Here is a 25,742-nt window from a genome sequence, read left to right on the forward strand (position 1 = left end):
CTAGCGAGGTTTGACCACCACCAGCAAATCCGTGAAGTACTCCACCCGGATCGGCAGGTTGTCCGCCAGCGCTGAGAGCGCGGCTGCACTGTCGTCCAGCTTGAATACGCCAGACACTCGCACATCCCGCAGGGCCTGGGCATCGAAGCGCACCACCCCATGACGATAGCTGGCCAGGGTTTGCAGCACCTCGCCCAGCGGTTGGTCGTTGACCTTGAGCAGGCCGCGGGTCCAGGCGTCCGGGTCGGTGTTGGCGATGGCTTGCGCGGCCTGGGCATGGCCGTGGTCGAGGATCGAACGCTGGCCAGCAGCGACTTTCACGCTGTCTGCGCCCTCGCCTTTGACCGCCACGGTGGATTCGATCACCGTCACTACCGTCGTGCCGTCCGCTGCGCGCTTGACCATATAACGCGTACCCAGTGCGGTCGCCGTACCTTGATCGGTACGCACCACGAACGGCCGCTGCGCATCCTTGGCCACGTCCACCCATAACTCGCCCTGCAGCAATTCGATCACACGCTGGTGGCCGTCGAATTTCACGTCGACCGCCGAGTTGCTGTTGAGCTGCAATTGGCTGCCGTCTTCCAGGGCGATTTGACGGCGCTCACCGACACCGGTGCGTTGGTCGGCCATCCATACCGGCAAGTGCTCAAGGCCCAGCCAGCCACACAGCAATACGCCGAGCAAGCCCACCACCTGGGCACCGCGCGCGCGTTGCGGGGCGAATGCGCGGTTCAAGGCAATCCGCGCCGGTTGCGCCGGCAAGGTGTCGAGGCTGCCCCACAGGCTGCGCATGCGTTCGATGGCCACCGCGTGGCGAGGGTCGGCCTGGCACCAGGCATTGAAGGCTTGGCGGTCGGTGTCGCTGACATCTTCGTCGTGCAGGCGCGTCAGCCAGTTCGCAGCCTGCTGGATGATCTGCTCGGAACTCATGCCAATGGGTCTGCCGCATGCAGGCTGTGGTAGCAATGCACCAGCGCCGTGGAGATGTAGTTTTTGACGGTGCTGGGGGATACGTCCAGGCGGGTCGCGATCTCGTTGTAGGTCAGCCCATCGAGGCGGCTCAACAAGAAGGCTTCGCGCGCCTTGGCGGGCAAGCCGGCGAGCATCTCGGCGATGCGCTCCAGGGCTTGCAGCGCCACGTGGATCGCGGCCGGATCGGGCATGCCTGCCTCTTCGCACTGGATTCCCAGGGCCTCCATGTAGGCTTTTTCAATACGTCGGCGACGCGCGCCATCGATCAACAGGCGCCCCGCCGTTGTCGCAAGGAACGCACGGGGTTCCTTGATGTTTTGCGGCTCGGCCAGCATCAGTACGCGGATGAACGCGTCATGCGCCAGGTCGGCAGCGTGCTGGGAACAACCGAGTTTTTTGCGCAGCCAGCCATGCAGCCAGCCGTGGTGCTCGCTGTACATTGCCGTAAGGGTTTGCTGACGCACTGAATCGCCCAGCGCGGCCGGAATGTCATGCATGCGCAAAAACTTCTCAAATGGGAAATATTACCAATTGCGCAAACAATGCCAGTAAAACGATATCGGGGCAAGGGGGCTCACACTCTCTAAAAGCACCGCGAACCCAATGTGGGTGGCTGCACTAAGCGCGACGGGGACCTCTGTGGCGAGCGGGCTTGCCCCGCGTTGGGCTGCGCAGCAGCCCCAATAAGGCCACCGCGTTTATCCAGGCATATTGAATCGCCTGGTTTTGGGGCTGCTTCGCAGCCCAACGCGGGGCAAGCCCGCTCGCCACAACAAGGCCGCTCGCCACAAGAATGCGGTCGACTGGAATGGTTTATGCGAGGTTACAAACCGGGGACATCGTTTACATTTCTAACCGGGGCATGGGCCTCCCCCATGTTTGCACTCTTAGCGCCAGCTCCATGACACCCCGGTATAGATGCCACGCCCGTCGCCCGGTGTGGATCGGGCCACGTCCAGGCCCTTGTCGTCGTAACCGGGCGTGACGGTGTTGGCGTAACGCCGGTTGGTGAGGTTGCGCAGGTCGACCCAGGCCTGCCAATCCTGCTTGGGCGCGTCATAGCCAACGGTGGCACCCAGCAAGGTATAGGCGGCGGCGTTGTAGGAATTGGCGTAGTCCACCGCCACCCGTGAGGAATGCTCGGTGTTGAGGCTGGTGTAGAAGCCGGTCGGATGGCTGTAGCGCAGTTGTGCCTGGTAATAGTGCTTGGGGATGCCCGGCAACGTGTTGTCGCCGAAGCGCTCATCGTCGCGGTAGTGGAAATCGCTGAAGGTATACGCCTGGCGCAGGGCGAGCGCGCCGTTGCGGCCACCGTCCCACAACGGGCTGAGCAGGCTCAGTTCCACGCCCTGGTGCACGGTGGGGCTGGCATTGGACTCTGCGACGATGGCATTGCGGGTCGAGGTCTGCGCCTGGGTTTCCACGGTGAGCAGTTCGTGGCGCACTTCGGAACGGTACAGCGCCAGGTCCCACTGGCCGAACCCTGCCTCCCCACGCCCACCAACTTCCAGCGTGGTGGCGGTCTGGTTTTTCAGATTCACGCCTTCGCGTTGCAAACCTGTGGCCGCACCACTGCCTGCGGGGAAGTATTTGTTCGACCCCCAGATCATCGACCAGGCATGGGGTGGCTCGACCGAGCGACTCAGGTTGCCGTACACCTGCAATTGCGGGTTGAAGTCATAACGCAGGCCGATGCGTGGCGCGTAGTCCCAGTCATGTTGACTGAGCGGTGCCTGGCCTTCGGGATAGGTGACTTGGGTTTCGCGGCGAGTGTAGATCGCGGCAAGGCCAGTGGTCAGCCACAGGTCCGGGACCAGTTCCAGCTCGTTGCCGAGGTGCAGCACGGTGTCGGAGCCCAGGTAGCTGTAGTCGCGGGTCTTGGTGCCGGGGGCAAAGGTGGCCGTATTGCCAGCGGGCGTTCGCACGTATTCCGACGCACCATTGTTCGGCATCGCCTGGGTGGTGCGCAGGCCGAGGGTGGTGGTGCTGGCATGCCCGAACAGCGTGTCCTGGCGGATGTATTTCAGGGTGCTGCTGATATCGGTGTAGGCGACTTTCAGGCGATTGGTGCCTTCACGCAGGTCCATGGGGTAGTCGTGGTAGGCCAGGCCGACTTCGAGCCGCGAGGTATCGTCCAACTGCAGCGTGGTTTTGTTGGCGATCCAGGTGGAGCCGGGTTGCAGGCGCTTCGAATCGCGGGCGGCGTTAAGGCTGTTGGCGGCACGCGGATCGTGGTTGATCTGGTCGCGCGTAAGCTTGCCGGGCGTCTCATTGGTGGTTTCGCGGTAACGGAAGTAAAAGCGCGTTTCCAGGTCCGGGTTGAAGCGATAGCCGAAATTGGCCGCGACCCCTTTGCCGCTGCCGGTGCTCTGGTGCTGGTAACCGTCGGACTCTGAACCGGTGAGGCTGATGTAGTAGTCGGCGTCCCCCAGCACCTGGCCCGAGCTGATCTCCCGCTGGCCATAGCCGCGACTGCCCGCCTCGTAGCGCACTTGCAACTTGGGCGCGTCGTAGCCGGTGCGGGTCACATAGTTGACTGAACCACCCAGCGCCAATGCGCCTTGATCGAACCCATTGGCGCCGCGCAGCACTTCGACACGGCTTTGCCACAGCGGGTCCTTGAGTTCATAGGGCGTACCGCCAGGCCCGGTGAGCGGCAAGCCGTCGAACATTTCATACAGCCCCGAGGCATGGGCACCCGGGCTGCGATTCAGGCCCGAGCCACGGATCGACAGCTTCACGCCTTCGTTATTGGCCACCTTGGCGTACACCCCAGCCTGGTACTTGAACACGTCTTCATTGGTGCTCACCCGCCCCTGCTGCACGCTGTTCATGTCGATGTAGTTGGTGCCGCCAGGCACGCTCTTGAGCTGCGCCTGAGCCACTTCGCCCGCGCTGGCTTCGCCGCCGGTGACTTCGACCGGAGCCAGTTGCAGTTCTTCGGCTTGCACCAGTGAAGTGAGGGTCAAGGCGGCAAACAGCAGCGGAGGTTGACGCAAAAGCATGGGGAGTCCTTTGAATTCGGGGGCGTGGAAGCCAGGGCCTGGCACGCGAACAGTGATGGGAAGGCAAACCGGTGCATCAGGTCACGCCTGATTAACGGACCAGAGCCTTCCCACAACAGCATCGGACGGGGATTATTTTTAAGTCCAAAATCGAATTAACAAATGCAAACTCAGTATTTATAGAAATAACCGGCAAGCATTACTGTGGAGCCACTGAGTCACCCACGCATCACGAGACCGCCCCCATGCACACATCCGCTACCGTCATCGACTTCACCCTCCACCGCAAACGCCGCCAGGCACGAGCTGCGGCCGAGTTGATGTGGGCGATGTACGCAGCGCGTGCCGGGTTGATGCTGTTCACCGCCCAAGCTTCCCTGCCCAGCGACACTCGCCGGGCGTAAGGCCGATGAGTTTTCTGCACGTGATTCCCGAAGCACCTGAACCGCTGCCCAAGCCCAGCAACGACGATGACGTCATCAGCCTCTGCGTGGCGCATAACCTGCAACGCCTGCGCAGCAAGCGCCACTTGTCGCTGGACGGCCTGGCACGTGCCTGCGGCGTCAGCCGGGCGATGTTGGCGCAGATCGAATCCGGGCGCAGCGTCCCGTCGATCAAGGTTCTGTGCAAGATCGCCAAGGGCTTGAAGGTATCGGTGGCGGCGTTTTTGGAAGACCGCGCGTTTGAAGGGGTTGAGGTACTGCCGGCGCAACAGAGTAAGCGCCTGGTGAGTGCCGACGGGGCCTTCGTCAGCCGCGCGTTATTTCCCTACGATACGGCGCGCCAGTCCGAATTCTATGAGATTCGCCTGCGCGCCTTGGGCGAAGAAATTTCCGCAGGCCACGGCCCGGGCATCCAGGAAAACCTGGTGGTGGCCCAGGGCGTGCTGGAGGTCAGCGTCAACGACGAGCGCTATTTGCTTTCCACTGGCGACTCGATCCTGTTCTATGCCGACCAGCCCCACCGCTACCGCAACCCATCGGACAGCGAGGCGGTGGCGTTTCTGGTGATCACCTATCCGGAACGGTTGGATTAATTTGCGCCAAAAAAAACGCCCCGGATAATCGGGGCGTTTTTCAGCATGCAGAACCTGTCAGCAGGTGCAGCACATCATCGGCATGCCGTTGCAGCTCATCATCATCGGCATGGCGCAGTCGTTCATCATCTTGTTCATCAGCATGCAGCAGTTGTTCATCATGTCCATGCTCATGCCTGGCATCGGCATCATTTTGCAGAGCATGCCGTCAGCCTGCATCGTGCATTCCATCACGCACTTCATCATCGGCATCGACATGCCCATAGGCATCATCATCGGCATGTTCATGTTCGACATCATGGCCATGGCGTCGGCCGACATGCACATCATCGACAGGTTGGCACACTGCATCATCATGGGCATGCCACAGTTCATCATCATCGCCATCATTTCGGCGTTGGTCTTGAACTGAGCCATATCCATGCCCGCTGCCGGCTTCATGGTGCACATCATGGCGTCGCTGGCCATTTCGCACTTCATGGTCGCCATCATCATCGGCATGCCCATCATCGGCATCATTGGCATGGAGGTGTTCATTGGCATCTGCATGGCATTCATCATGTTCGAAACTCCGTAATCGACAGGAAATGAGTAAGTTCTGGGGCCGATTCTAGAGCGCGGGTGTCACGACGCAAGAAGGTGATCCAGCAGCGGAAAATGACGTTTGAGCGGGTTTCAATCGGATAATGCAGCCCTCCTTGTTGCGATAACGTCGATTACAACGCTGCAACTTCCAAGGTGGCTGCTATCAAATCAATTACATCGCAATAGATATTCGATCGGGCAATAGCCCCATTCCTGAAGGAAATAAACGATCTAACTGGCGCGAACAAATTCTGGCGAGGCGTCACACCGGGCGGTGCTGCAATTCCAGGGTGATACTGACCCGCCGCGTGAAGATGATCAGGATTTCCACCCTCTCCAGGTTTTCGAGCTATTTGGGCAGGACGTCCCACCCATCCCTTGCCTCGACGCCGACGTGCAACTCGGGCAGCGACGAGGCGACTCAAGACATTGCCGACCCAAGCTGAGCCCGGCGACTAATCGGCAGACGGCTCCAGTGCGCGCATAAAATCGTCAGCCTCTGACCCCGCCGGGAATCTGAAACCCTGCATTTCATCGGTGGCCAGGATGTCGCTGAGCACGTCACGCAATTGCATCTCCGTCGGCGAATCTCGCAGCACCGTGTGCGCGTTCAACAGCAGCTCGGCAGCAACCCCATGGACACGCGCGGCGTCGATCACCGCATAGAGCATAAACCGCAGGCGAATCTCGCGATCAGTGGGCCAAACCGTTTTTCGCTTACCCAAGGTAGGGCCTCATATTTAAGAAAAATCCGAGGCTATTGCCGACCGGGAAGCGTTTCAAGTTGCGAGATGCAAGATAGGCCATTTCCTACAGAGGAAACGGAAGCACCGCACTATCTGGCGCAGAGCGCAAGGTCGGGGGATTTCATTGCACCGGCAGGAAATTCATCAATAACAGGCTTTGCGCATAGTTAAGGCCAATACGTCGGTAGCGCTCATCGAGCATCTGGGTCAGCAGGTCGAGGCGCGCGACGATCTTGCCGAACTCCACCGCAAAACTGAGGTTGCTGCCCTCCTCCGAGATCTCGTTAGAAAACAACAGCAGCACGCCATTGGCATCCTGGCGTTGGCTGAGCAACCAGGTTGCCTTCTCGATGTTGCGCGCAGCGTTATTGACGAACTGCGGATTGATCGAGTCGGAAATGTAGAACTGCGTGCGCCCACCGTGTGCGGTGACGAGCATGCTGCCAATCGCGTAGATAAACGCCCCCACCCGGTCGCCGCGAAACTCAGGGCTCAAGGAATAGCTCAATGCCGCCAGGTCACGACGATCCCCCAGGGCGGGCAATGGTTGACGATTCTCGATGGCCTTGCGAATTTCCCGCGCCGCGCTCACCGCGTCCGGGTACCCCGATTGACGCCACTGGTTGGGGTTACGCAGATAAAGTTTGTTCATCAATAGATACAAGCTTTGCAGGTTGTCGCGCATGCCCAGGGTGGCCATACGATCGACGCTGGTCTGGAAGAATTCATCGGGCTTGCCGTTACTGAATTGCTTGGCGATATCGCGTCCCTGCTGCTGAGTGCAAGCGCTGGCACACCCCATCAACACGACCGCCAGCAGCAACGGCCGGCGCGTCCAAAAGGCGGTAAAAACAGGCAAAGTACGCGGCATCGGCACCCGATCTAGTTGTTCTGGCCACACGCAGTATGAGTGTCGCTGGCACAACGATAGATCCAGAAAACTCGAAAAAGTGCAGAGGGGCGGCAGAAAACCCGGCGCCGGGCCGGGTTCGCTGGGCTCAAGCGCTTGAATCAGTTGTCAGGATGCTCGCTCGCCAGCGAGTTGACGGCGTCGACATCAGACATCTCTTCTTCAAGTGGTGCCCTATCCTCTGGGGGCAATGCTCGGCAGCCTGGGCCGGCACGAACAGTGCTGGAGAATCTCATCCCTACAGGACGTGGCCGCCAGGAACCCGCCGAAAACGGCTGGCTTGGATGGGAGATAGACAGCCAGGCTACGTCGAACGCCCGGCATTACGGTCATGTTGTTTTTTTACGCCTTTCCCGCCCCTTCGTTCATATTGATGGTGAATAAACCAGACGACCAAGAGCAGTCCTGACAGACCGATAATGAACAACAACAGCTCTATTGCGGCACCTTCATGTGAAAACATGTTTCGTTCCTCGTCCTGAAGTATCGCGCCTCAAAAACGGGCGCTTCCGAAATTGTTAGTAACAATTCATACATTTTCAGGGTAGACGCCAACGTCGGAGGTGACAACCCCAAAAACCTCAGAACCCTTGATCTAGACACGTCACTCGTCGAAAAACCTCCGCACCCATCGCTCGAGGCAGGGCAACCTCCACGCAATGAGGGGGGGGGGGGCATTGCCGCAGCGTTACTGACGTCGGCAACTCGCTGGGACCGTGTCCCAGCCACTTACAGGCTGTTTTTCTCACTCAATGGCAATGATGCAATGATCTCAGCGCGGCACGTTTCCAGTATTTCATCGGCGAGAGACGAATCATCCGGACACGCCCGTGACAACATGACGGCACCGATGGCATGTGCCAGCAAGTTGATCATTTTTGCCCGAACGTCTTGCCCCATCGTATCCAGCCCCTTCAGGTACTTTTCCTCAAGTGCTGCCAGCGTGCTCTCTAATCCGTCCGCAAAGGTCGCCTTCAGCTCATTTGACTGACGAGCAGCGTCACCACATAGCGCTGCCATCGTACAACCCACTCCCCTGCCGTCCCTGTGATCCCTCGACACGTAAAGATTTACAAACCCGGGAAGGTCGAGATCGCAGGTACTCGTGAGAGATTTTGCAAGACTGTTTTCTGCGGCTTCAGCCATCAAATCGGCCTTAGAGCCAAAGTGCTTGTAAAAGCCGCCCTGAGTAAAACCGGCAGTCGCCATGAGTTCTGCCACACCCACACCATCATAGCCACGCTCACGAAACAGCTCTGACGCCGTCTCCACAATATGGGCTCGATTGGCGAGCGATTGCGTCTTGGTGATCTTCATTTCGCGCCCCTGGGACTCCTGAACAATGGCCTGACTATACTCTGATGTCGATCGCAATCAAAACCGTTGACAGCATTGATTATGATCGACATCATAAAAACACCGCCGCATGTCTCTGGGGCTGCGCGCAGGGCTGAACAGCCCTGAAAACTGCATCGCTTATCCACGTCCACTCAAGAGCATTCATTTATGAGCATCCCTGAAACCGTACTGATTACCGGCGCCTCGACAGGCATTGGCGCAACCTACGCCGAGCGTTTTGCCCAACGTGGCCACAACCTGGTACTGGTTGCCCGCGACAAAAGCCGGTTAGACGCACTGTCCTCCCGGCTGCGTGAGCAACACGGTGTTTCCATTGACGTGATCCAGGCTGACCTGACTCAAACCAGTGATCTGATCACCGTCGAAGCTCGCCTACGTGATGACGCCCGTATCGGCATCCTTGTGAATAATGCCGGAGCCGCGCAATCGGGCAGCTTCATCGAGCAATCCACCGACAGCATTGCCAACCTGGTCGCGCTCAACACCACCGCATTGGTACGCCTCGCCAGCGCCATCGCCCCACGCCTGGCACACGCCGGTAATGGTGCGATTATCAATATTGGCTCGGTCGTGGGGCTGGCGCCGGAATTCGGGATGAGCGTCTACGGTGCGACCAAGGCGTTTGTCCTGTTTCTATCGCAAGGGTTGAGCCTTGAACTCTCGCCCAAAGGCGTCTACGTGCAAGCTGTACTCCCCGCAGCCACCCGTACGGAAATCTGGGAACGTGCAGGTATCGATATCAATACCCTGAGCGAAGTCATGAACGTGAGCGACCTGGTCGATGCTGCGCTGGTGGGTTTTGATCGTCGCGAGCCGGTGACCATTCCGCCGTTACAAGACGCCGCGCGTTGGGATGCTCTGCAGTCTGCCCGCCAAGGTTTGCTTTCAGAGATTCGCCAATCGGTAGTCGCCGAGCGCTATCAAGCCCAGGTGTGATTGCCACGCTGCAAGCGGTGATACGCATACGTTGAGGTAAAGGCGCTTGCTGCAAAGGTTCTAACATTACGTTGGGGTGCGCATGCTGCCAGCCCATTGAAGCCAGAGAACTGAAGCATGAAAGCCTTCCTGATCGACCGCTACGGCGAGAACCATGGACATATTGGCGAGGTACCGGTACCTGAACCAGGCATCTACGACGTGCTGGTCAAAGTACATGCCAGTAGCGTCAATGTGCTGGATTCGAAGATTGCCAAAGGCGAATTCAAGCTGATCCTGCCGTATTCATTCCCTTTGATCCTGGGTAATGACCTAGCCGGCGTCGTGGTTCGCGTGGGGTCGGGCGTGCAGCACTTCAAGCCGGGTGACGAAGTCTAAGCACGCCCACCCGAATCGCGCATTGGCACCTTTGCCGAGATGATTGCGGTGGAGGAAAGTGCCCTTGCGCTGAAACCCAACAATATCACCCTGCAAGAAGCGGCTTCTCTTCCCTTGGTTGCACTGACCGCCTGGCAGGTGCTGGTTGAAACAGCCCGGTTGAAGAAAGGGCAAAAAGTCTTTATCCACGCAGGTTCCGGTGGAGTCGGCACAGTGGCCATCCAGCTTGCAAAACATCTGGGCGCCTTTGTTGCGACGACGACCAGTACAAGTAACGTGGCTTGGGTTAAGGCGTTGGGAGCAGACGTCGTCATCGACTACACGCAGCAAAAATTCGAAAACGTCTTGCGCGACTACGATGTCGTATTGAGCAGCCTCGGCCCGGTCGAACTGGAAAAATCACTCAGTATTCTCAAGCCTGGCGGCCAGCTTATTTCTATCTCTGGGCCACCGACGGCGGAGTTCGCAAAAGAACAGAAGCTGTTCTGGGGGCTGGGTTGGGTAATGCGCTTGTTGAGCAGCGGCATACGCAGAAAAGCCCGCAAACAGAACGTCAGTTATGCGTTCGTGTTCATGCGTGCGAGCGGCGCTCAGTTGAAGAAAATCACTGCGCTTGTCGAGTCTGGCGTTATCACACCTGTCATCGACCGGACCTTCCCTTTCGAGTCAACGGCTGAGGCCTTGAGTTATGTGGAACGGGGCAGAGCCAAAGGTAAGGTGATCATTAAGCTCATATGACTACAACGAGTACTCGATAACTGAAGCTCAGGGCGAGGGCTCATGTCTTTTGCCGTCAGACGTGTGCGAGCAACACCGCCAACAGTAGTCTGGCGCCCATTAATGCTGGAGCAATAACGTTGAACTCACACCTTGCTATAGCCGAAAGCAACTCACGGACACACTGGAGCACCCAATGAAAACCTCTTCCGAAAGAACCGCGATAGTGACCGGTGCATCATCCGGGATTGGCCAAGCGACTGCCGAGGCTCTGCTGCGTGCTGGGTATAGGGTATTTGGCACGAGTCGCAAGGCTGGTGCCAGTCCAACGCAGGTGTCCATGCTCACCTGCGATGTGACAGACGACAACTCTGTCAGTGCTCTCGTCTCCAGCGTGCTCGCCCAGACCGGGCGGATCGATCTGTTGGTCAATAATGCCGGCATTGGCCTGCTGGGCGGTGCAGAAGAGTTCTCGATCCCACAGGTGCAGGCATTGTTCGATGTCAATCTGTTCGGCGTAATCCGTATGACCAACGCGGTATTGCCTTCGATGCGACAACGTGGCCAAGGGCGCATCATCAATATCGGATCTATTTTGGGATTAATACCCGCGCCCTACTCCGCTCATTATTCGGCGGTCAAGCACGCTCTAGAGGGCTATTCGGAATCCCTTGATCACGAGGTTCGAGCCTTCGATATTCGCGTCTCGGTCATCGAGCCGGCATTCGTGCGTACCGTTTTCGATCAAAACAGCATTGAACCGGACGCGCCGTTGAAAGAGTACGATCAGGCTCGATCAGGGTTCCGGGCACTACTCGGCGAGGTGATGCCAAAAGCCGATCTTCCTGACGTCGTGGCAGCGGTCATAGTCAAAGCGGCGACCGATTTCCAGCCTCAGCATCGCTACACGGCCGGCAAGACAGCGCGACAAATCAGTCTGCTGCGCCGCTTTGCCCCCGCAGGATTCTTCGACAAAGCCCTGCGTAAGCAATTCCGCCTGCCGGTTTGAGCAACACGCCCTGGTGTCCGCGACTATCGGGCTAACACTCAGGGTTGAGGGCGAGCATTACTGAGCAGGGCGACGAAATCATTGAAGCGTTATCGCCTTAATCGAATGCTCCGTTGAGCACCTCGTAAATTATGCCGGAGGCAATTGCCACCAGTATCAAATCGGTGCCCGCTTGTTGCCACTCGTAGCCGTCGTAATGGGGCAACCTGCCTAGCAACCGGCCATCCAGCTTCTTGGCGATGCCTGGAGGAAGAGGTTTTCCCCTAGCCAGGTTCTTTTGTATTCCGGGCGGCAGTGACGGACCTGGGCGCCAATAGTCACGATAGCCACCAACCACCCCCAATACGCCGCCCCGGTCAATGCTAGGCCCGCGCGCCCAATCATCCCCGCTCGAACCTTTCCCCTTGTTACCCTGGTTGCCATGGCCTTGGCCACCTTGGGAGTTGCCTTTTCCATTGCCTTGGCCCTTCCCATTACCAGGGTCGGCCACAGCCGCCACAGAGCCAACAGCCAAAGCAAGGCAGGTAACAGCGGCTACAAGCGAGCGAGATTTAAACATGACCGTTTTCTCCAAAAGGGATTACCCCTTGAAAGGTAGACGGTATTGTCGGTTTTAGTTTCGCCTTCTTCCGACTCGCTGCATCCGGTGGTCAGGGCGGCGCCTATCTGGGGTAAGACGCGTGCCCCTCCGTCGGCTGGCTCGGCATATACCGGTCCGGGCATCGGCGGGCATGCCCTCTTCTGCCACTACCAGCAAGGCCCGACCGAGTAACCGAGACGGTTTACCGACGTGGCGCGCAGATCGTAAAGCCATCCGGCTAACCGTAACTCGCCACGAGTTGCGGCAACTGCCTGAAATGATGCGGAAACGATCATATTTTCAGAGGGCGGCGGTACCAGCCCCCAGAAACGCAATAGCCCCGCAGTGCGGGGCTTTCATTTGAATCTTGGCGGGAAACCAGGGATTCGAACACTCGCAAACGTAATCACCTCCGATGAGGGTGCGACTGATATGGCAAGTACAGGCCAGGACAACGACGCATGTCATACCTTGAAGCGCGCCACCAGATGATTGAGTTCAATAGCCAGGTTGGCCATCTCACTGCAGGCGCTGGCGGTCTGATTGGCACCTGCCGAGCTCTGTATCGACAGTTCTCGGATGCTGGTCAGGTTCTGGTCTGCCTCGCGGGCCACCTGAGCCTGCTCTTCGGAGGCGGTGGCGATCAGCAGGTTGCGATCATTGATCTGGGCTATGGCCTCAGCGATTTGCTTGAGCGACAGGTCGGCATTCTGCGCCACAGAGATTGAGCTGCTGGCCATCTGGGCACTGACGTTCATGGCGCCCACTGCCTGGGTCGAGTCCGCCTGAATCGCGCTGATCATCTGTTCGATTTCCTGGGTCGACTGCTGGGTGCGGTGGGCCAGGGCACGCACTTCATCAGCCACCACCGCAAAGCCGCGACCTTGCTCGCCCGCGCGGGCAGCTTCAATAGCAGCGTTAAGCGCCAGCAAGTTGGTCTGCTCGGCAATCGCGCGAATCACTTCGACCACCTTACTGATGTCCTGAGCTTTGCCTGACAAGGCTTTGACCTGGTCACCCGTGCTGGCCACGTTGCTGGCCAGACTTTCGATGGCTTTGAGGGTCTGCGCCACATTCTCGATACCCGAGCGCGTGAATTCCATGGACTCGCGGGAAGATTGGGCGGCGGCGTCGGCATTACGTGCCACCTCGTCCACCGCAGCGCTCATTTCGGTCACTGCCGTCGCGGCCTGATTGACCTCATCGTTCTGTCGCACCAACCCGCGACTGGCCTCTTCGGTTACAGCAGTCATTTCTTCAGAGGCTGACGCCAATTGGGTGGAGGAATCGGCGATACGAGCGATGGTTTCCCGCAGGTTGCCCTGCATCTTCGCCAAAGCGGCCAGCAGGCGACCGGCTTCATCACGGCCAATGATCACGACCTCCTTGGACAGGTCGCTGCCGGCGATGCGCTCGGCCACGGCCAACGCATCGCTAATGGGCGTCGTAATGCTGCGGGTCAGCATTGCAGCCAGCACCACGGTAAGTATGACGGTCGCCACCAGCAAGCCAATCACCAGCGTCACACCATTGCTGTACGTCGCGGCAGCATCCAGACCTGAACGCTTGGCGCCCTCATCGTTGAAGTCCGCAAGCTTGTTCAGGTTGTCTTGCAGGGTATTGGTCATCGGACTGATGCGGGTGTTGATCAGGGCAACAGCTGCGGCGTCATCACCACTTCGCAACAAAGGTTCCAGCTCATCCAACAGCTTGAAATACTGCTGCACATCGCCTTCGACTGCCCGGTAGAGCTCATTCTCTGCCGGCCCGGTAACCAAGGGCTCGTAATGGCTGATGGTGTCCTTCAGCGTACTGCGGTAGCCGCTCAACGAAGCGATGCGGGTTTGGCGCTGTTGTTCGTCAGTGGTCACGGTGATACGGATACTTTCCAGACGCAGACGCAAGACGCCCACCTGCATCTTGCCAATCTCACGGATGCTCGCCATCCAATTAGTTTCGACATCTTGCTCCGACTCTCGAAGCTTGCCCATTTGCATCACGGCGACAATGCCCAGAGCAAAAACCACTAGGACAATGAGTGAGAAGAAGGCGGCAGACCTTGGAGCCAGATTCATATTCCTGATGTTCATTTTTATCTCTCTGAGGAAGGTCGGTACAACATGGACGCTACTTCGGCAGCCAACATCCGTAAAAGTCGAACAATGCCGCCAACGCATCCACCGGCTCGATTTCTCGTGACTTCGGAACCTGAAATTCACAAGCGGAATCAGTCAGCTCGAAGAATTGATGTCATATAAAGATCGTTGTAGTTCAGCAGGCTGGCACTCCTCACGCGAAACCGGGCAAAAGCTGCAGAATGGATGGAGTCTGTTTGCTCACTGCCTGTCTCCCGCTCATAACCTGTCGCCTCTGGTGGACAGGTTATGAGCCCCTGGCCAAATAGTGGCTTATTGACACCAATGCAACCATCAGATCATCCCTATTCAAATGTAGGAATACTGGAAAAGCGGTTAGGGAAATCCCTACTCCAATGCGCGGGTCACAAAGTGTCGAAGGTCAGTTTTTGCTAGCGACCAACCAAAGCTGATCTGGCCTATCTGACCAGGCAGAAACTCAGAACTCTGATGCGAACAGAAGCCGGAGAAAACAGCCTCGGGAAATTGGTTAGGGAGATAACAGAAAGGGACGTGCGCCCCCACTCCAAATACTTACTGATCAACAAGCACGGGAAACGGATGACGAAGGGTATGTTGCGTTTGCGCTGGGACACTTTCCGTAATGCCGTCATGACAGTGCTCCCCCGCCAAGCGGTACTGCTGGATCAGATCATCAAGCCGGTATTCACACAGGCCATACCCTGCACCAGGCAGGCTTACCCAAATATTCCGGCACTTTTCGATTGCGGTTCCGACCCGGCCTGCATGCACGTCCGGTAGTGCGCGGCATTCGCGGATGTGCTGCAGAGCCAGCAGGTCCTGGCTGATCGGGCTGAAGTCCGACAGGGTCAGCAGCGTTCGGCAATACGGCCAATCTTTGAGCATCTGCTGGTACCGGCCCGAGGCATTAGATGTCAGCCCCTTACTGTTGATGACCTTCGAGCGTCGTCCCTTTGCGAAGGGGGTGATCACTGAAATCCGTGAAGATCTCAGGCTTCCTGTCGATGCCCGTCACGATGACGTCGTAGCCATCCAGGGCGGTGGCCGGCGATGTGCTGGTCCCTTCGGACCAAGTGAGCATATCGAGGAAGGCCAACGCGTCACGACTGCCCGCTTGGATAGCTGAAATTCGTGCCATTGTCTTTTCTCCAGGCGAAAAAAAACCGCATACAAGGCGGGATCAAGGGTAAAAACCAACTCAGTTGGATAAGGTTGGCAAGATGCTGTATTCAAACGAATTTGGCCAAAGACCCCGTCGCGACAAGAAGTTCCGCTCCGTTATTAATTGACAGCCTTTGTGTAGGGGCACATCGCTATCATCTTCGCCAAATTAACCCTACAAGGAACGCGTCAATGGTGTTGAGACCCACCAAAACTACCAATCACCACGGATGGGTTTGGGTCTACAAAAAGATAAGAAGCTTCGGCTTCTCTCGATTTACAGCATTTTACCGGACGTCCCTCTATGTCCTTCGAGGAGACACGGGGTCATTTAAATACAAGCATGGTTGGTCAAAATTTCGTTTCCGCCGTTGATCAATTCCGATCAAGCTATGCTGGTTTACTGTCAGCCTGCTCGATTACGGAAACATCGATGGGGCCGTGAAGGTATCACCAACAAACCGGCCACCTGCAGCGAAAGCGGTAGCCCCCCCGGCAAGAATGCCAACACCGAAGGTATGCACAAAACCTTCTGAGTTGGTGGCGATGATGGCGGCGCCAGCGATCACCCCGGCGCCGCCCACTATCCATATGTTTTTGCTCGGCGACTTCAGTTCCATTGCAGCGATGCTCCCTGTTAAGAATGCGCTGAGTTTATCGCCGCGACCTTCAATAAGAATCTTTCTCGCTGCATCCGGAGGCCGGCGCCTAACTGGAGATAATCCATGGACGGCCAGTTCTACCTGCAAGACAGCCACAGTCACGCCTACGTCGGCGACGGCTTATCGTTCTGGGGCTTTGGTGGCTCTGGGTACGTCACCCACCTGGCAAAGGCCCAGGTGTTTACGCGGGACGGCGCTTGCGATCACCGCGACACCGACATCCCGTGGCCCAAGGCCTACGTGGATGCCAGAGCGCGAGAGTAGGTGTTGACTGCCAGTATGTGACGCTGAGCGAAGCGCTGGACCAATACCCCGACGCAGCTGAGTTTTACATCCAGAAGCCGCTTGCGGTCGGTTCATAAGCGACGCGCAGCGCTACCGGGAAGACCGCCGCAACTGCGGAAGAAGCAACACGCCTTAATCCAGCTCCATGCCGGTCCCCCGTAATACCCCTATCGCCGAACAGCACCAGACGGCGAGGCTATCAGCGCTTATCGCGAGCTTCGGGATTCCTTGCATTGCAGATAAACATGATCCCAGGAGCAATAAAGATACTCCAATAGCCATTTATGCTTGGATACAAAAGCGGCCCGAATACCCCAGTGACAAGCAAAGCGAGCCCTGCCCATAACCGCTTACGCGGCGTGAACCACTCGCGGAACGCTTCAAGCTTTTTACCGGCCATTACCCACGTCCTTGTTTGATAAGCAGCAAAGCATATCACCCAGTTCAACGAATCACGCCAACCGGCGAGGATCCCCTATGTCCGCACAGCAGAAGCCCCCCCTTCGATTTCAAAACCCAATACGGACTCGGCTTCAACCCTCAGGACAATGAGATCGTTGTCGACTTCTTTCTGTGGTGGAGGCGGTGGCGCCGGGACAAGGCAAACAACGTGCGTGGCGCCCTTGAGACCATCGGCGAGAACGCCGGCCACATCAAGCAAGGTCTAGCCCAACTCAGAAAGCTTCCATGATTCAGCCACTATTTGATTTTGATCTCAAACGCGCCTCACGCGAGCACTACATAACAGATAAAGCTGCGATCAATTTTCCACACGTGGGGAGTACAGCTGGCGGCTGGCATTTTCTATCGTACTTCGACCGCAAGACCGAGGTGTCGATGGTGTCGCTGGCAGGTATTCACTACCCAAACACCACCGGTTTTTTTGGTGACTCGGGCGTCATTGACGTAACTGAACAACTAGCCAAGCGTGGTTGGTTTGCCGGATGTGACTATGACTGGTAACGAAGGCCAAAGCTCAACGACAACCCTAACAAGCCCGAACCGTCGATCTCGCCAAGCATGTGTTGTTCCCCCTCACTTTGCACACACTCGACAACTCGCTAGGGGCGAACTCCAACGCAGTACGATTGAGCGTGCTAAGCCACCTGAGTCGCAAACTTACCAACCGCTTCAACAACTTTCTTGGCTCCGTCCTGAATTTCAACAATAACTTGCCCTGCCTGCGTGGCTAGCTCAAGACCTTGCTCAGCTTGGGACTTACTGTTCGCCATCTCCGCTATAGTTTGATCCACCAGCTTCTGATTTTCCAAAACAACTGATGCGATTTCCTCAGTCGCCGTGCTGGTGCGCCCGGCCAATTGTCGAACCTCATCCGCGACGACTGCAAAACCTCGGCCTTGCTCACCTGCGCGTGCAGCCTCAATCGCAGCGTTCAATGCCAAAAGGTTCGTTTGCTGAGCAATACTACTGATGGTCTGAATGATCGAACTGATTAACAGCGACTGCTTTCCAAGCGCTTCGACGCCACCCGAGGCAGCCTGCATATCCCCAGCGACTTTGCGCATGGTGTGCATAGTGTCGTTAACCACTATCGCACCACGTTGAGCAGTAACGTCAGTCTGCTGGGAGATTTCAAATGCCGTTTGTGCAGCATCACTGACTTGGTGTTCACGGGCAACCTGTTCGGTAATAACCGTTGCAAACTTAACTACCTTGCGTAGTGTTCCTTCGGTGTCGTAGACCGGGTTATAGCTCGCCTCCAGCCATACCGTCTGACCCCGACTATCAACACGTTGGAATCGGCCAGCGACAAACTCACCCTTGTTCAACGTCAACCAAAAATCCCTGTATTGCTGGGAAGAAGCCTCCTCTGGCCGACAGAAAATACGATGATGACTTCCTTGCGCTTGTCCCAGGCTGTAACCCATCGCTTTTAAAAACTGCTCATTCGCCGTGATTACATGCCCGGATAGATCGAACTCAATGACCGCCGTCGAGCGCAGTAGCGCGTCAATGAACGATGCGTTTTCCGATGCCTTTTCCACTCTGGACGTAATGTTCGTCGCATAGCCTGCGATATGACTCAACCGGCCAGTCGCATCAGCTACGGGTTGCCAATGAGCATGAATCCACACTAATGAGCCGTCAGCATGCAGGTACCTGTATTCATCAGATATCGACTTACCGGCGGCGACAGCCGCCCGAAAATTGTGAAAACAGGGAAGTTTTGAAACGTACTGCGGAACAATGTCGGCCATGGCACGACCTATAAGCTGATTCTGGGTGTACCCCAAAGCCTGTGCAAAATTGTCGTTGCAGGTGGTAATTGCAAAATTAGTATCGATACTCAGCGTCAGCATTTCACGGTGTAGGCCATCACGCAGTTGGCGCAACTCCGACAACTCAGCTGTTTGAGCCTCAAGCTGATTCTTGATTTTTTTATTGAACATGGAAAACCACCTGTTGGGTGTTAAAAGGTTTATCGGCGTGATCAGCAACACGTTTAGCTATCAGACGAACGAAAAGCAGTGAGACGACGAACGTCACAATCAGGTCGGCAAGCTGCTGTGGCCACACGTCTCAGCTCCAGCCCCAGAAACAAACCTGAAATCCCGGATCAGGCACCGCTTGGAACCTGATTTCGCCTCGAGGATTAGGCCTGGTTGTCATCGAAGTTTTTTGAGCATATCTTGTCTAAAAACTTATACAAGGTATCAGTAGTTGTACAAGAATGAGCAGTGGCCACTGACGCTTTATTTCGACGGCGAGTGCCCTCTTTGCGCCCGGGAGATCAAGATCCTAAATGTGCGAGCAGCACCGGATCGTCTCCTGTTTGTGGACATCAGCGATCCTACCTTCGAAGCAAAATCTCTTGGGTTCACGCTCGTTGAAATGCAGTCGATACTGCACGCCAGGTTGGGCGATGGAACCTGGGTCACTGGCTTAGACGCGACGCTTTGGAGCTGGCGAGCAGCGGGCCTTGGTATCTGGGCGGAGCCGTTATCATGGCGTTCGACTAGACCACTTCTAAACCTTGGCTATCACCTATTTTGTCGCTTGCGTCCGCATCTAGCATGGCTGCCCCATCCTGATGGCAGCGTTCGGTGTCGCGATGAGGGCTGCGTAGTGCCTGATACCAAACGCGCCACTGGCAGCAAGACGTCGCCTGCAAGAGGTAATGATGAATAAAGCTAGCAGCCTTCGCCTGATCCTAGGTGATCAGCTGTCGTTCGATCTCGCCTCACTACAGGCCGTTGATATCGAATGCGATACCGTGCTCATGGTCGAGGTGATGGAAGAAGCCAGCCATGTTCCTCATCATCCGCAAAAGATCACCCTTATCTTCAGCGCTATGCGCCACTTCGCCGAGGCGTTGCAGCAACGGGGAGTCAAGGTGCAGTACGTAAAGCTCGATGACCCAGAAAATACTGGATCGGTGCCTCGCGAGTTAGAGCGGTGGCGCGCACTTTTGCGACCGGATGAAATCCACATCACCGAGTGCGGCGACTGGCGCTTGGAGCAATCGATAAAGGACTGTGGTTTAGCGATAAAATGGCATTCGGATTCTCGCTTTCTCTGCTCCCGTGCCGAGTTCTTTACCTGGGCGAATGGCAAAAAGCAGCTGCGCATGGAGTTCTTCTATCGCGAGATGCGCCGCAAGAGCCGGCTATTACTCAATGGGGACGGTAGCCCGGTCGGAGGTGCATGGAACTTTGATGCAGAAAACAGAAAGGCTTTACCCAAGGGCGTAAGGCCTCCATCACCCGCACGTTTTACTCCTGACGCAATTACCCGAGATGTTCTTGCGTTAGTTGCCAAAAATTTCGCAAGCCACTACGGCACGCTCGACACATTCGACTACCCGGTAACCCATGCCGAAGCTCAGGCCCTCTGGGATTACTTCCTCGACTGGGGCCTGGCAGCCTTCGGCGACTACCAAGACGCGATGGCCTGTAACGAGCCGTTCCTGTTTCATGCCCGAATAAGCGCCGCGCTGAATATTGGACTGCTGGATCTTCGTCAGCTGTGCAGCGATGTTGAATCGGCGTACCTGTCGGGCAGCATTGCGCTGAACGCTGCCGAAGGTTTTATTCGACAACTGATCGGCTGGCGGGAGTATGTCCGAGGCGTCTACTGGCTGAAGATGCCTGACTATGCCGACGGCAACGCATTCGGTAATTCGCGGTCGCTCCCAGAGTTCTACTGGACGGGCGACACGCAGATGAATTGCATGCGCCAAGCCATCAACCAGAGCCTTGAGCATGCCTACGCTCACCACATTCAACGTCTCATGGTGACTGGCAATTTCGCCCTGCTGGCAGGTATCGCACCGAGTCAGATATGTGAGTGGTATCTGGCGATCTACATGGACGCTTTCGATTGGGTGGAGCTGCCCAATACACTCGGCATGGTTATGCACGCAGACGGCGGATATCTAGGCTCGAAACCCTACTGCGCGAGCGGGCAGTACATCAAGCGTATGTCTGATTATTGCCGTGGCTGCGCATACAAAGTAAGCGAAAGCACGACAGGCGATGCCTGCCCGTTCAACTCGCTCTATTGGCACTTCCTGATGCGCCACGGCGACCGCCTTCGCGGCAACCAGCGCATGGCCATGATTTATAAAAACCTCGACCACATGGATGAATCCAAACAGCAGGCGTTATGGCGACGCGGCGAGTTGTTACTCGCAAAACTGGATGAAGGTCAGTCGTTTTGAAAAAGAGTGAGCTCCCAGTCAAAACCTGCATGACGTGTGGCCTACCATTTACTTGGAGAAAGAAATGGGCGCGCTGCTGGGAGGAGGTGCTCTACTGCTCGGAGCGTTGCCGGCGCAACAAAGCAACGACGCGGTGAAAAGAAATAGAGGGCATTCGACAGACCCTTTGGTGCACCTGATAAGGCTATCTGTTATGAATGAAGAAAGATCGAGCAGCTGCATCCATCAGATGCTCAGAGCATATGCCTTGAAGAAAAGTCAGACATGGCTCCATGTCATAGCGTCCAAAATTGACTCAATCGTTTTTCAAGCCGAACCTGAAGGAGGACGCGAAAATTATCAGCATCATAGCTCGAAAGAACGCGCTCCATTTCCAGCCTCCACAGAAGCGCATGAGCGACACCGTCCACTGGCGGCGCTTCGGTCGAAGTATTTCCGACAAACTGGAAGTTGGAATCTCGACACACACAATGGATCGCCGGGCGCAAGCCGGTAAGCTTTGCATTGGAGGACTTCCAAAACGCATTGGAGCAGTTCACTCAGTTGTCGAAGACGAAGCCAGACAACCATTGCGATGACCCCTTAAGCCCTCAATAGCCTAGCTTAAGTTGCATCATTTTTATCGCTATCAGGCCCACTACCACGTTGAAATGTTGTGACCACGTAGCACGAATTCACAGTGGCCGTACATGCTCCCAGAGGACACGCTGGAGCCGCCATCCTAGTAGAATTCGTCGAGCTGATTACTGCCCACTTTGAGATGTTCTATGAGCTCTGAATTAACTGAAGAAGAAATGCGGCGTGCCCTATTCGGTACGCCTCAGCCCGAAGAGCAGATATCTGCTCCTCTAGTAAATGAGCCTGTGGAAGAAATTGTGCTCGCAAAACCCGTTGTCGCTCCAGCAGCCAAGAAGAAGCTGGCGAAAGCATTTACGCCCAGGCTGCGGGTCACGCTACGGGTTGGAAACGAGTTCGAGGGAAAAATGACCGAGTTGATTCACGAGTCTGATACGTTGAGCTCGTTGCTCGCCGAACAAGATGCTGTGAAGGCTGCCAAGAAGAAATACAAATACGTGGAAGTGCTATCCGTTAAATCGATGTAGAAAATCCAATTGTGCCCATGAGTTGAAAGGTCGCGCGTCTAGGACGTCCTCTTATTTTGAACGAGCAAGCCCCTCTCGGCCCTGCTCTCTGCCTGCATCAACTCGGCGGAGTTGTCGACGAACAGCCCGTCACTTGGGGGTAAGTCTGGCAAACCAGCATAATTTTGTTTTTGGGTTCAAAGCCATGATCAATCATGCAACGCTGCACTTCTGCAGTGCGCCCGATGCTTGCGACGTCCAGATTCGACCCAAGTGGCTTCGCATAGCCGCACGCATACATCACCGGCAGGGCTTCGCTGTCATTAGCTACCTTGAATGAAAAATGGCGTGACGCTCCCGCTCTACGCCATGAGACCTGCATACGTTCATCCCGGCCTGAATTAGGCTTGATTGGGTGAAATGCTTCGTCTTCGACAAACGGTAACGCTTCGAGCTGGGACAAGCTGAGCGGCCTCCCCTGCCTTTCTTCAACACAGGCCGGCATATTCTTCATTATGTCGCAGTATTCAAAGCCGTCTTTTCGAGTAAAACCGCGACGCTGCATGCACTGAAAGTGGATTATTTGTTCGTTTATTGGGAAATGGTTTTGTGGCCCTGCCACAGGGTCGCCACATTCTGCCATTGCGGCTTTAACGCCCTCTACAGAGGTAGAAGCGCGTTTCCATTGGGTGAAAGACGCCGGTGGCGGACACCCGGTGAGTAAAAGTACCGATGAGATCAGGACTGGGATGGTCATTATCTGAGATTTGCTGAACATATTTTGCCCTTAATTTATGCCAGGCTACGCCAATGGCGCCCAAGTCTTTTGGGGGTATCAACTGAGATCACATCTCACCGAATTGAACGACACCAGGCAGAAGCTTTGCTGCGAGACGCGAGGTTAGATAGCTCGCATCCAATCTAGGGTGCTACGGAAAACGGGAAACTCTTGGTCAATGACCTCCGGCTGCCAGTTCCGGATATTGTCTTCTTGAGCAATGATAGCTGCCTCTCCCTTCTCCTCGATATTCAATGCGTCCTCAATGCAGCCCATTGGCCAGACCCAGGTTGCAAAGCCCTTCATTGCCTCGTGCGCAGCATTCGCAAGCGCATGGCCGTCAGCATTTTTCGCAAAGGCAGCCCAACAGTCAGACGCTGAGCCGGTTTTTGAATTCTGAGGCAATCCGTTTCCACCGATCAGAAACCCTTCAGTTTGGCCGACCACTAGGAGCACAGACCTGACTTTGTCCATCTCTTCGCATTCCTTCGGTAGCCAAGGCCCTCTGGCATGAGTGAATGCAAAATCTAAATCTGCAATCACGCCGCATTTGATACCCATTGCTGTGAGGACAGAAAAACCTTTGGGAATCGAAGTACAACTACCGAGAGCAACAAAACAGATCCGTTCGAGCTCAGGCCTGACTCCGTAGAGCTTTTCGTAGATTAGTGGTAGCAGCCTCTGATCAGTCTTGCCCTCGCAGAGAATTACCTTTTCAGCAAAATATATCTCAGCGATATTTCCGAGCTCAAAAAGGGTTCGGGATTGTGCTTGTGCCTCTGCCATAGCTTGCGCAACCGCCGCGCCCATCGGAATGCGAACCTCGGAACCATTCTCCCGAGATCTGCGCACTATAACCGTCTCAGGCGCGTTATCCCTGCTTACCATCAAGGGCGAATGGGTTGTGAACACGACTTGGTAGCCGGATTTCGAAAGCACATGCAGTGCTTCCCTAAGGCCTCTGACGCCTTGAGGGTGGAGGAAAATCTCAGGTTCATCGATCAGTAGGAGGCGACGGGCAAGGTCTTGATCGCGTGTTTTACGGATGTCGGCCAGAAGCCGGATCAAGGCCATTTGTATCGCACGCTGCGCACCGCTACCTAAAGTGTCGAAACGCCTGGTTTGACCGGATATCTCGTCGGTCACGTTTAGATCACCGCTCTTGAAAAACTCTTTAACGTCGATTGACGGTACGTCTAGGTTTAACGATAACCCAGGGAAGAAGCTTGAGAGGGCATTAGTGGCGCTGGTATCGAACTCAGCCAGCAGAGGGGATCTGTTCTCACCATCAGCCCCCAATATATTCCTGACCGCTGCGAGTGCATCCTGTACTTCTTGGTGGGCAGTGAGGATGGGAGCCATGATTTCATCCAGCAACCCACGAATTGTGCTGCCAGCTTTGCCTTTGCCTAAGTCTTCCTGGACATCATCCATTGCGCGGATATGCAACGCTTCGGGTAACAATGCCGAAATGGCTTGAGGCAGCCCTGTCGGATAGGAACGCCAAGAAGAAGGGAGACCTTGCTCATCTAGATCAGCATTTTCCCAGACTTCAGTGGTCGGCTTTGTCGAGCCTGAAGCCGAAATCCTTATCCAAAGGTCACCGTTGATGCAATAGGGGGTAATCGCCGCTTGATGTTTGGCTTCAGGGATTTGTGCAATCAGCTGAGCTGTAATCCCTGACACGCAGGCGCTGATGATGATTGGCTGCTTTAGGGTCACTGGAATTGTTGCACTCTTAGAGACCACCTCATTTTATCCAGGGAGTGGCACGCCCTACCCCATCTCTCGTCCGAAAAAACACAAAAAAAGGGCCTAGATTTTCATCTAAGCCCTTGATTTTGTTGAGTTCGTGGCGGGAAACCAGGGATTCGAACTCTTATACAAGGTTCAACCCACTTCTCCTCTTCCTTCCAAAATAATGCCCCAGACCGTCCAGCGTGTCAACACCAGCAAATCCGGGCTCTTAGCTAAGTCAGGGTTGAAATCCGTGATGAAAGATTGAGCCCTCCGTAAGATGCAACTCGTTGCACCTTACGAGTTGCGCCTTAGCCGTGTGGAAAATCGCGGACAGAGAGCTGATGGACGCTGGTGCTGGTGCGCGTGCTTTGATCTTGTAGCGCGCGCAGCTCGACGACAGCCAGTGAGCTTACGTGCCTCGACCGATGCACTCTCTCAGTTATCTAGACGCCCCAGATGCTCGCTTCGTCCAGACAGCCTTGCGCCATCGCTGGCCATCAGTCTGGATATAGCTTACACAGAGCTGGGATTCTTGAATCACCACCGGTACCAATGAATGAGCCAGGTCGTAGGCTGTGCATTTTCAGTGCTTGTCCCCCTGAGCTGTCTTGTCACGGCTCAGCGCCTAACGCTTACCATCTGAAAAATGTCTCTGAAAGCTCAACAGCTGCAGAACCCTGAGGCCCTCGACGCCACGCCAGGATGATCCGTCCGTCACAATTGGACTTTCGTCCAACCGCAGTTTTTGCCACGCATCCTACGCGGCAAGCGTATTGTTATCTCTGTTGCGCCATTCAGTATTTTACAAGAATTGACACAAATCAAAGCATATTAACCACATAGAAAAATCAGGACAGCACGTTAATCAACCCCACAACCAAAAACCTACCCATTCAAAATAAACAACCGAATCACCGCAATTACCCTAAGGATGGTCTGAAGTAGCCATGTATTTCCCCGGCATACCACCTAGCGCAACTTTTAAACTCGCCAAATGATC

25 protein-coding genes and 3 pseudogenes are annotated in these 25,742 nt (G+C 55.9%); 11 read left to right on the plus strand and 17 right to left on the minus strand.

The genetic code is table 11. The features are described from left to right. The 3 genes from AC1Q6I_RS28635 to AC1Q6I_RS28645 form a co-directional block, all read right to left on the minus strand. A complete protein-coding gene (locus tag AC1Q6I_RS28635) occupies positions 1–933 on the minus strand; it encodes a FecR family protein (RefSeq protein ID WP_102625114.1) in 933 nt (310 codons plus the stop codon). After that, entirely contained in the window at positions 930–1,472 is a 543-nt protein-coding gene (locus AC1Q6I_RS28640) for a sigma-70 family RNA polymerase sigma factor (RefSeq protein ID WP_024076097.1), read from the minus strand. The genes AC1Q6I_RS28635 and AC1Q6I_RS28640 overlap by 4 nt, the downstream gene beginning before the upstream one ends. 390 nt (positions 1,473–1,862) lie before the next feature. Continuing rightward, complete coding sequence (locus AC1Q6I_RS28645) at positions 1,863–3,980, minus strand: TonB-dependent receptor family protein (RefSeq protein WP_102625316.1); 2,118 nt, start codon at positions 3,978–3,980, stop codon at positions 1,863–1,865. Between the two features lie 245 nt (positions 3,981–4,225). Between AC1Q6I_RS28645 and AC1Q6I_RS28650 the strand changes: the two genes are divergently transcribed. Then, entirely contained in the window at positions 4,226–4,384 is a 159-nt protein-coding gene (locus tag AC1Q6I_RS28650; RefSeq protein ID WP_168233656.1) for a hypothetical protein, read from the plus strand. A 5-nt stretch (positions 4,385–4,389) separates the two neighbouring features. Beyond that, complete coding sequence (locus tag AC1Q6I_RS28655) at positions 4,390–5,016, plus strand: helix-turn-helix domain-containing protein (protein WP_024076100.1); 627 nt, start codon at positions 4,390–4,392, stop codon at positions 5,014–5,016. A gap of 57 nt (positions 5,017–5,073) precedes the next feature. Here AC1Q6I_RS28655 and AC1Q6I_RS28660 read toward each other — a convergent pair whose 3' ends face one another. The 4 genes from AC1Q6I_RS28660 to AC1Q6I_RS28675 form a co-directional block, all read right to left on the minus strand. Next, positions 5,074–5,577, minus strand: a complete 504-nt coding sequence (locus tag AC1Q6I_RS28660; RefSeq protein ID WP_081730348.1) for a hypothetical protein — start codon at positions 5,575–5,577, stop codon at positions 5,074–5,076. A 479-nt stretch (positions 5,578–6,056) separates the two neighbouring features. Then, the gene (locus AC1Q6I_RS28665) at positions 6,057–6,326 is read right to left on the minus strand and encodes a hypothetical protein (protein WP_102625315.1); all 270 of its coding nucleotides are present in this window, start codon (positions 6,324–6,326) and stop codon (positions 6,057–6,059) included. 142 nt (positions 6,327–6,468) lie between these two features. Next, positions 6,469–7,218 (minus strand): hypothetical protein, encoded by a 750-nt coding sequence (locus AC1Q6I_RS28670; protein WP_069076487.1) that lies wholly within the window; start codon positions 7,216–7,218, stop codon positions 6,469–6,471. A 768-nt stretch (positions 7,219–7,986) separates the two neighbouring features. After that, the gene (locus tag AC1Q6I_RS28675; RefSeq protein ID WP_024076104.1) at positions 7,987–8,574 is read right to left on the minus strand and encodes a TetR/AcrR family transcriptional regulator; all 588 of its coding nucleotides are present in this window, start codon (positions 8,572–8,574) and stop codon (positions 7,987–7,989) included. Positions 8,575–8,763: 189 nt separating this feature from the next. On the opposite strand from AC1Q6I_RS28675, the gene AC1Q6I_RS28680 reads away from it, so the two are divergent. The 3 genes and pseudogenes from AC1Q6I_RS28680 (at position 8,764) to AC1Q6I_RS28690 (ending at position 11,656) form a co-directional block, all read left to right on the plus strand. Next, the gene (locus AC1Q6I_RS28680; protein WP_024076105.1) at positions 8,764–9,552 is read left to right on the plus strand and encodes an SDR family NAD(P)-dependent oxidoreductase; all 789 of its coding nucleotides are present in this window, start codon (positions 8,764–8,766) and stop codon (positions 9,550–9,552) included. A 117-nt stretch (positions 9,553–9,669) separates the two neighbouring features. Beyond that, positions 9,670–10,668 (plus strand): annotated as a pseudogene (locus tag AC1Q6I_RS28685) (NADP-dependent oxidoreductase). A 175-nt stretch (positions 10,669–10,843) separates the two neighbouring features. Beyond that, complete coding sequence (locus AC1Q6I_RS28690) at positions 10,844–11,656, plus strand: oxidoreductase (protein WP_102625314.1); 813 nt, start codon at positions 10,844–10,846, stop codon at positions 11,654–11,656. Between the two features lie 97 nt (positions 11,657–11,753). On the opposite strand, the gene AC1Q6I_RS28695 is transcribed toward AC1Q6I_RS28690, so the two are convergent. The 5 genes from AC1Q6I_RS28695 to AC1Q6I_RS28715 form a co-directional block, all read right to left on the minus strand. Then, complete coding sequence (locus AC1Q6I_RS28695) at positions 11,754–12,215, minus strand: anti-virulence regulator CigR family protein (RefSeq protein WP_024076108.1); 462 nt, start codon at positions 12,213–12,215, stop codon at positions 11,754–11,756. A gap of 485 nt (positions 12,216–12,700) precedes the next feature. Continuing rightward, a complete protein-coding gene (locus AC1Q6I_RS28700; protein WP_102625313.1) occupies positions 12,701–14,326 on the minus strand; it encodes a methyl-accepting chemotaxis protein in 1,626 nt (541 codons plus the stop codon). A 579-nt stretch (positions 14,327–14,905) separates the two neighbouring features. Then, on the minus strand, positions 14,906–15,238 hold the full coding sequence (locus tag AC1Q6I_RS28705) for a lysozyme family protein (protein ID WP_236645986.1): 333 nt from the start codon (positions 15,236–15,238) through the stop codon (positions 14,906–14,908). A gap of 37 nt (positions 15,239–15,275) precedes the next feature. After that, positions 15,276–15,491, minus strand: coding sequence for a lysozyme family protein (locus AC1Q6I_RS28710; RefSeq protein ID WP_236645987.1), 216 nt, complete (start codon positions 15,489–15,491; stop codon positions 15,276–15,278). Between the two features lie 442 nt (positions 15,492–15,933). Beyond that, positions 15,934–16,134 carry a hypothetical protein gene (locus AC1Q6I_RS28715; RefSeq protein ID WP_024076110.1) on the minus strand — a complete coding sequence of 67 codons (201 nt, stop codon included), beginning with the start codon at positions 16,132–16,134 and terminating at the stop codon, positions 15,934–15,936. A 105-nt stretch (positions 16,135–16,239) separates the two neighbouring features. On the opposite strand from AC1Q6I_RS28715, the gene AC1Q6I_RS28720 reads away from it, so the two are divergent. Beyond that, positions 16,240–16,440, plus strand: a complete 201-nt coding sequence (locus AC1Q6I_RS28720; protein WP_176902627.1) for a hypothetical protein — start codon at positions 16,240–16,242, stop codon at positions 16,438–16,440. Between the two features lie 220 nt (positions 16,441–16,660). Here AC1Q6I_RS28720 and AC1Q6I_RS28725 read toward each other — a convergent pair whose 3' ends face one another. Continuing rightward, entirely contained in the window at positions 16,661–16,861 is a 201-nt protein-coding gene (locus tag AC1Q6I_RS28725; RefSeq protein WP_024076111.1) for a hypothetical protein, read from the minus strand. Positions 16,862–17,148: 287 nt separating this feature from the next. On the opposite strand from AC1Q6I_RS28725, the pseudogene AC1Q6I_RS28730 reads away from it, so the two are divergent. Then, positions 17,149–17,397 (plus strand): annotated as a pseudogene (locus AC1Q6I_RS28730) (hypothetical protein); the annotation flags it as partial. Positions 17,398–17,558: 161 nt separating this feature from the next. Here AC1Q6I_RS28730 and AC1Q6I_RS28735 read toward each other — a convergent pair. Then, positions 17,559–17,996 carry a methyl-accepting chemotaxis protein gene (locus tag AC1Q6I_RS28735; RefSeq protein WP_370694643.1) on the minus strand — a complete coding sequence of 146 codons (438 nt, stop codon included), beginning with the start codon at positions 17,994–17,996 and terminating at the stop codon, positions 17,559–17,561. A 105-nt stretch (positions 17,997–18,101) separates the two neighbouring features. Further along, positions 18,102–18,872 (minus strand): annotated as a pseudogene (locus AC1Q6I_RS28740) (PAS domain-containing protein); the annotation flags it as partial. 271 nt (positions 18,873–19,143) lie between these two features. Between AC1Q6I_RS28740 and AC1Q6I_RS28745 the strand changes: the two are divergent. The 4 genes from AC1Q6I_RS28745 to AC1Q6I_RS28760 all read left to right on the plus strand — a co-directional run bounded on the left by AC1Q6I_RS28745 (position 19,144) and on the right by AC1Q6I_RS28760 (position 22,245). Continuing rightward, positions 19,144–19,611: a thiol-disulfide oxidoreductase DCC family protein gene (locus AC1Q6I_RS28745; protein ID WP_102625312.1), complete on the plus strand. Its 468-nt coding sequence runs from the start codon at positions 19,144–19,146 to the stop codon at positions 19,609–19,611. Next, positions 19,604–21,142 carry a cryptochrome/photolyase family protein gene (locus AC1Q6I_RS28750; RefSeq protein WP_024076114.1) on the plus strand — a complete coding sequence of 513 codons (1,539 nt, stop codon included), beginning with the start codon at positions 19,604–19,606 and terminating at the stop codon, positions 21,140–21,142. The genes AC1Q6I_RS28745 and AC1Q6I_RS28750 overlap by 8 nt, the downstream gene beginning before the upstream one ends. Next, entirely contained in the window at positions 21,139–21,279 is a 141-nt protein-coding gene (locus AC1Q6I_RS28755; RefSeq protein ID WP_081329435.1) for a DUF2256 domain-containing protein, read from the plus strand. The genes AC1Q6I_RS28750 and AC1Q6I_RS28755 overlap by 4 nt, the downstream gene beginning before the upstream one ends. 630 nt (positions 21,280–21,909) lie before the next feature. Beyond that, positions 21,910–22,245, plus strand: coding sequence for a hypothetical protein (locus tag AC1Q6I_RS28760; protein ID WP_069076494.1), 336 nt, complete (start codon positions 21,910–21,912; stop codon positions 22,243–22,245). A 97-nt stretch (positions 22,246–22,342) separates the two neighbouring features. Here the strand turns inward: AC1Q6I_RS28760 and AC1Q6I_RS28765 are convergent, their stop codons facing one another. Beyond that, a complete protein-coding gene (locus tag AC1Q6I_RS28765; protein ID WP_081329436.1) occupies positions 22,343–23,002 on the minus strand; it encodes a hypothetical protein in 660 nt (219 codons plus the stop codon). A gap of 123 nt (positions 23,003–23,125) precedes the next feature. Continuing rightward, entirely contained in the window at positions 23,126–24,751 is a 1,626-nt protein-coding gene (locus AC1Q6I_RS28770; protein ID WP_237141771.1) for an ATP-dependent nuclease, read from the minus strand. Positions 24,752–25,742 lie beyond the last annotated feature (991 nt).

It is taken from the genome of Pseudomonas sp. MPR-R2A5 (genome assembly GCF_058793055.1).

Coding starts and splice junctions, on each gene's coding strand:
- AC1Q6I_RS28635 (WP_102625114.1), bottom strand. CDS start 933: ATGAGTTCCGAGCAGATCATCCAGCAGGCTGCGAACTGGCTGACGCGC.
- AC1Q6I_RS28640 (WP_024076097.1), bottom strand. CDS start 1,472: ATGCATGACATTCCGGCCGCGCTGGGCGATTCAGTGCGTCAGCAAACC.
- AC1Q6I_RS28645 (WP_102625316.1), bottom strand. CDS start 3,980: ATGCTTTTGCGTCAACCTCCGCTGCTGTTTGCCGCCTTGACCCTCACT.
- AC1Q6I_RS28650 (WP_168233656.1), top strand. CDS start 4,226: ATGCACACATCCGCTACCGTCATCGACTTCACCCTCCACCGCAAACGC.
- AC1Q6I_RS28655 (WP_024076100.1), top strand. CDS start 4,390: ATGAGTTTTCTGCACGTGATTCCCGAAGCACCTGAACCGCTGCCCAAG.
- AC1Q6I_RS28660 (WP_081730348.1), bottom strand. CDS start 5,577: ATGATGAATGCCATGCAGATGCCAATGAACACCTCCATGCCAATGATG.
- AC1Q6I_RS28670 (WP_069076487.1), bottom strand. CDS start 7,218: ATGCCGCGTACTTTGCCTGTTTTTACCGCCTTTTGGACGCGCCGGCCG.
- AC1Q6I_RS28675 (WP_024076104.1), bottom strand. CDS start 8,574: ATGAAGATCACCAAGACGCAATCGCTCGCCAATCGAGCCCATATTGTG.
- AC1Q6I_RS28680 (WP_024076105.1), top strand. CDS start 8,764: ATGAGCATCCCTGAAACCGTACTGATTACCGGCGCCTCGACAGGCATT.
- AC1Q6I_RS28690 (WP_102625314.1), top strand. CDS start 10,844: ATGAAAACCTCTTCCGAAAGAACCGCGATAGTGACCGGTGCATCATCC.
- AC1Q6I_RS28695 (WP_024076108.1), bottom strand. CDS start 12,215: ATGTTTAAATCTCGCTCGCTTGTAGCCGCTGTTACCTGCCTTGCTTTG.
- AC1Q6I_RS28700 (WP_102625313.1), bottom strand. CDS start 14,326: ATGAACATCAGGAATATGAATCTGGCTCCAAGGTCTGCCGCCTTCTTC.
- AC1Q6I_RS28705 (WP_236645986.1), bottom strand. CDS start 15,238: ATGCTCAAAGATTGGCCGTATTGCCGAACGCTGCTGACCCTGTCGGAC.
- AC1Q6I_RS28710 (WP_236645987.1), bottom strand. CDS start 15,491: ATGGCACGAATTTCAGCTATCCAAGCGGGCAGTCGTGACGCGTTGGCC.
- AC1Q6I_RS28715 (WP_024076110.1), bottom strand. CDS start 16,134: ATGGAACTGAAGTCGCCGAGCAAAAACATATGGATAGTGGGCGGCGCC.
- AC1Q6I_RS28720 (WP_176902627.1), top strand. CDS start 16,240: ATGGACGGCCAGTTCTACCTGCAAGACAGCCACAGTCACGCCTACGTC.
- AC1Q6I_RS28725 (WP_024076111.1), bottom strand. CDS start 16,861: ATGGCCGGTAAAAAGCTTGAAGCGTTCCGCGAGTGGTTCACGCCGCGT.
- AC1Q6I_RS28735 (WP_370694643.1), bottom strand. CDS start 17,996: ATGCACACCATGCGCAAAGTCGCTGGGGATATGCAGGCTGCCTCGGGT.
- AC1Q6I_RS28750 (WP_024076114.1), top strand. CDS start 19,604: ATGAATAAAGCTAGCAGCCTTCGCCTGATCCTAGGTGATCAGCTGTCG.
- AC1Q6I_RS28760 (WP_069076494.1), top strand. CDS start 21,910: ATGAGCTCTGAATTAACTGAAGAAGAAATGCGGCGTGCCCTATTCGGT.
- AC1Q6I_RS28765 (WP_081329436.1), bottom strand. CDS start 23,002: ATGTTCAGCAAATCTCAGATAATGACCATCCCAGTCCTGATCTCATCG.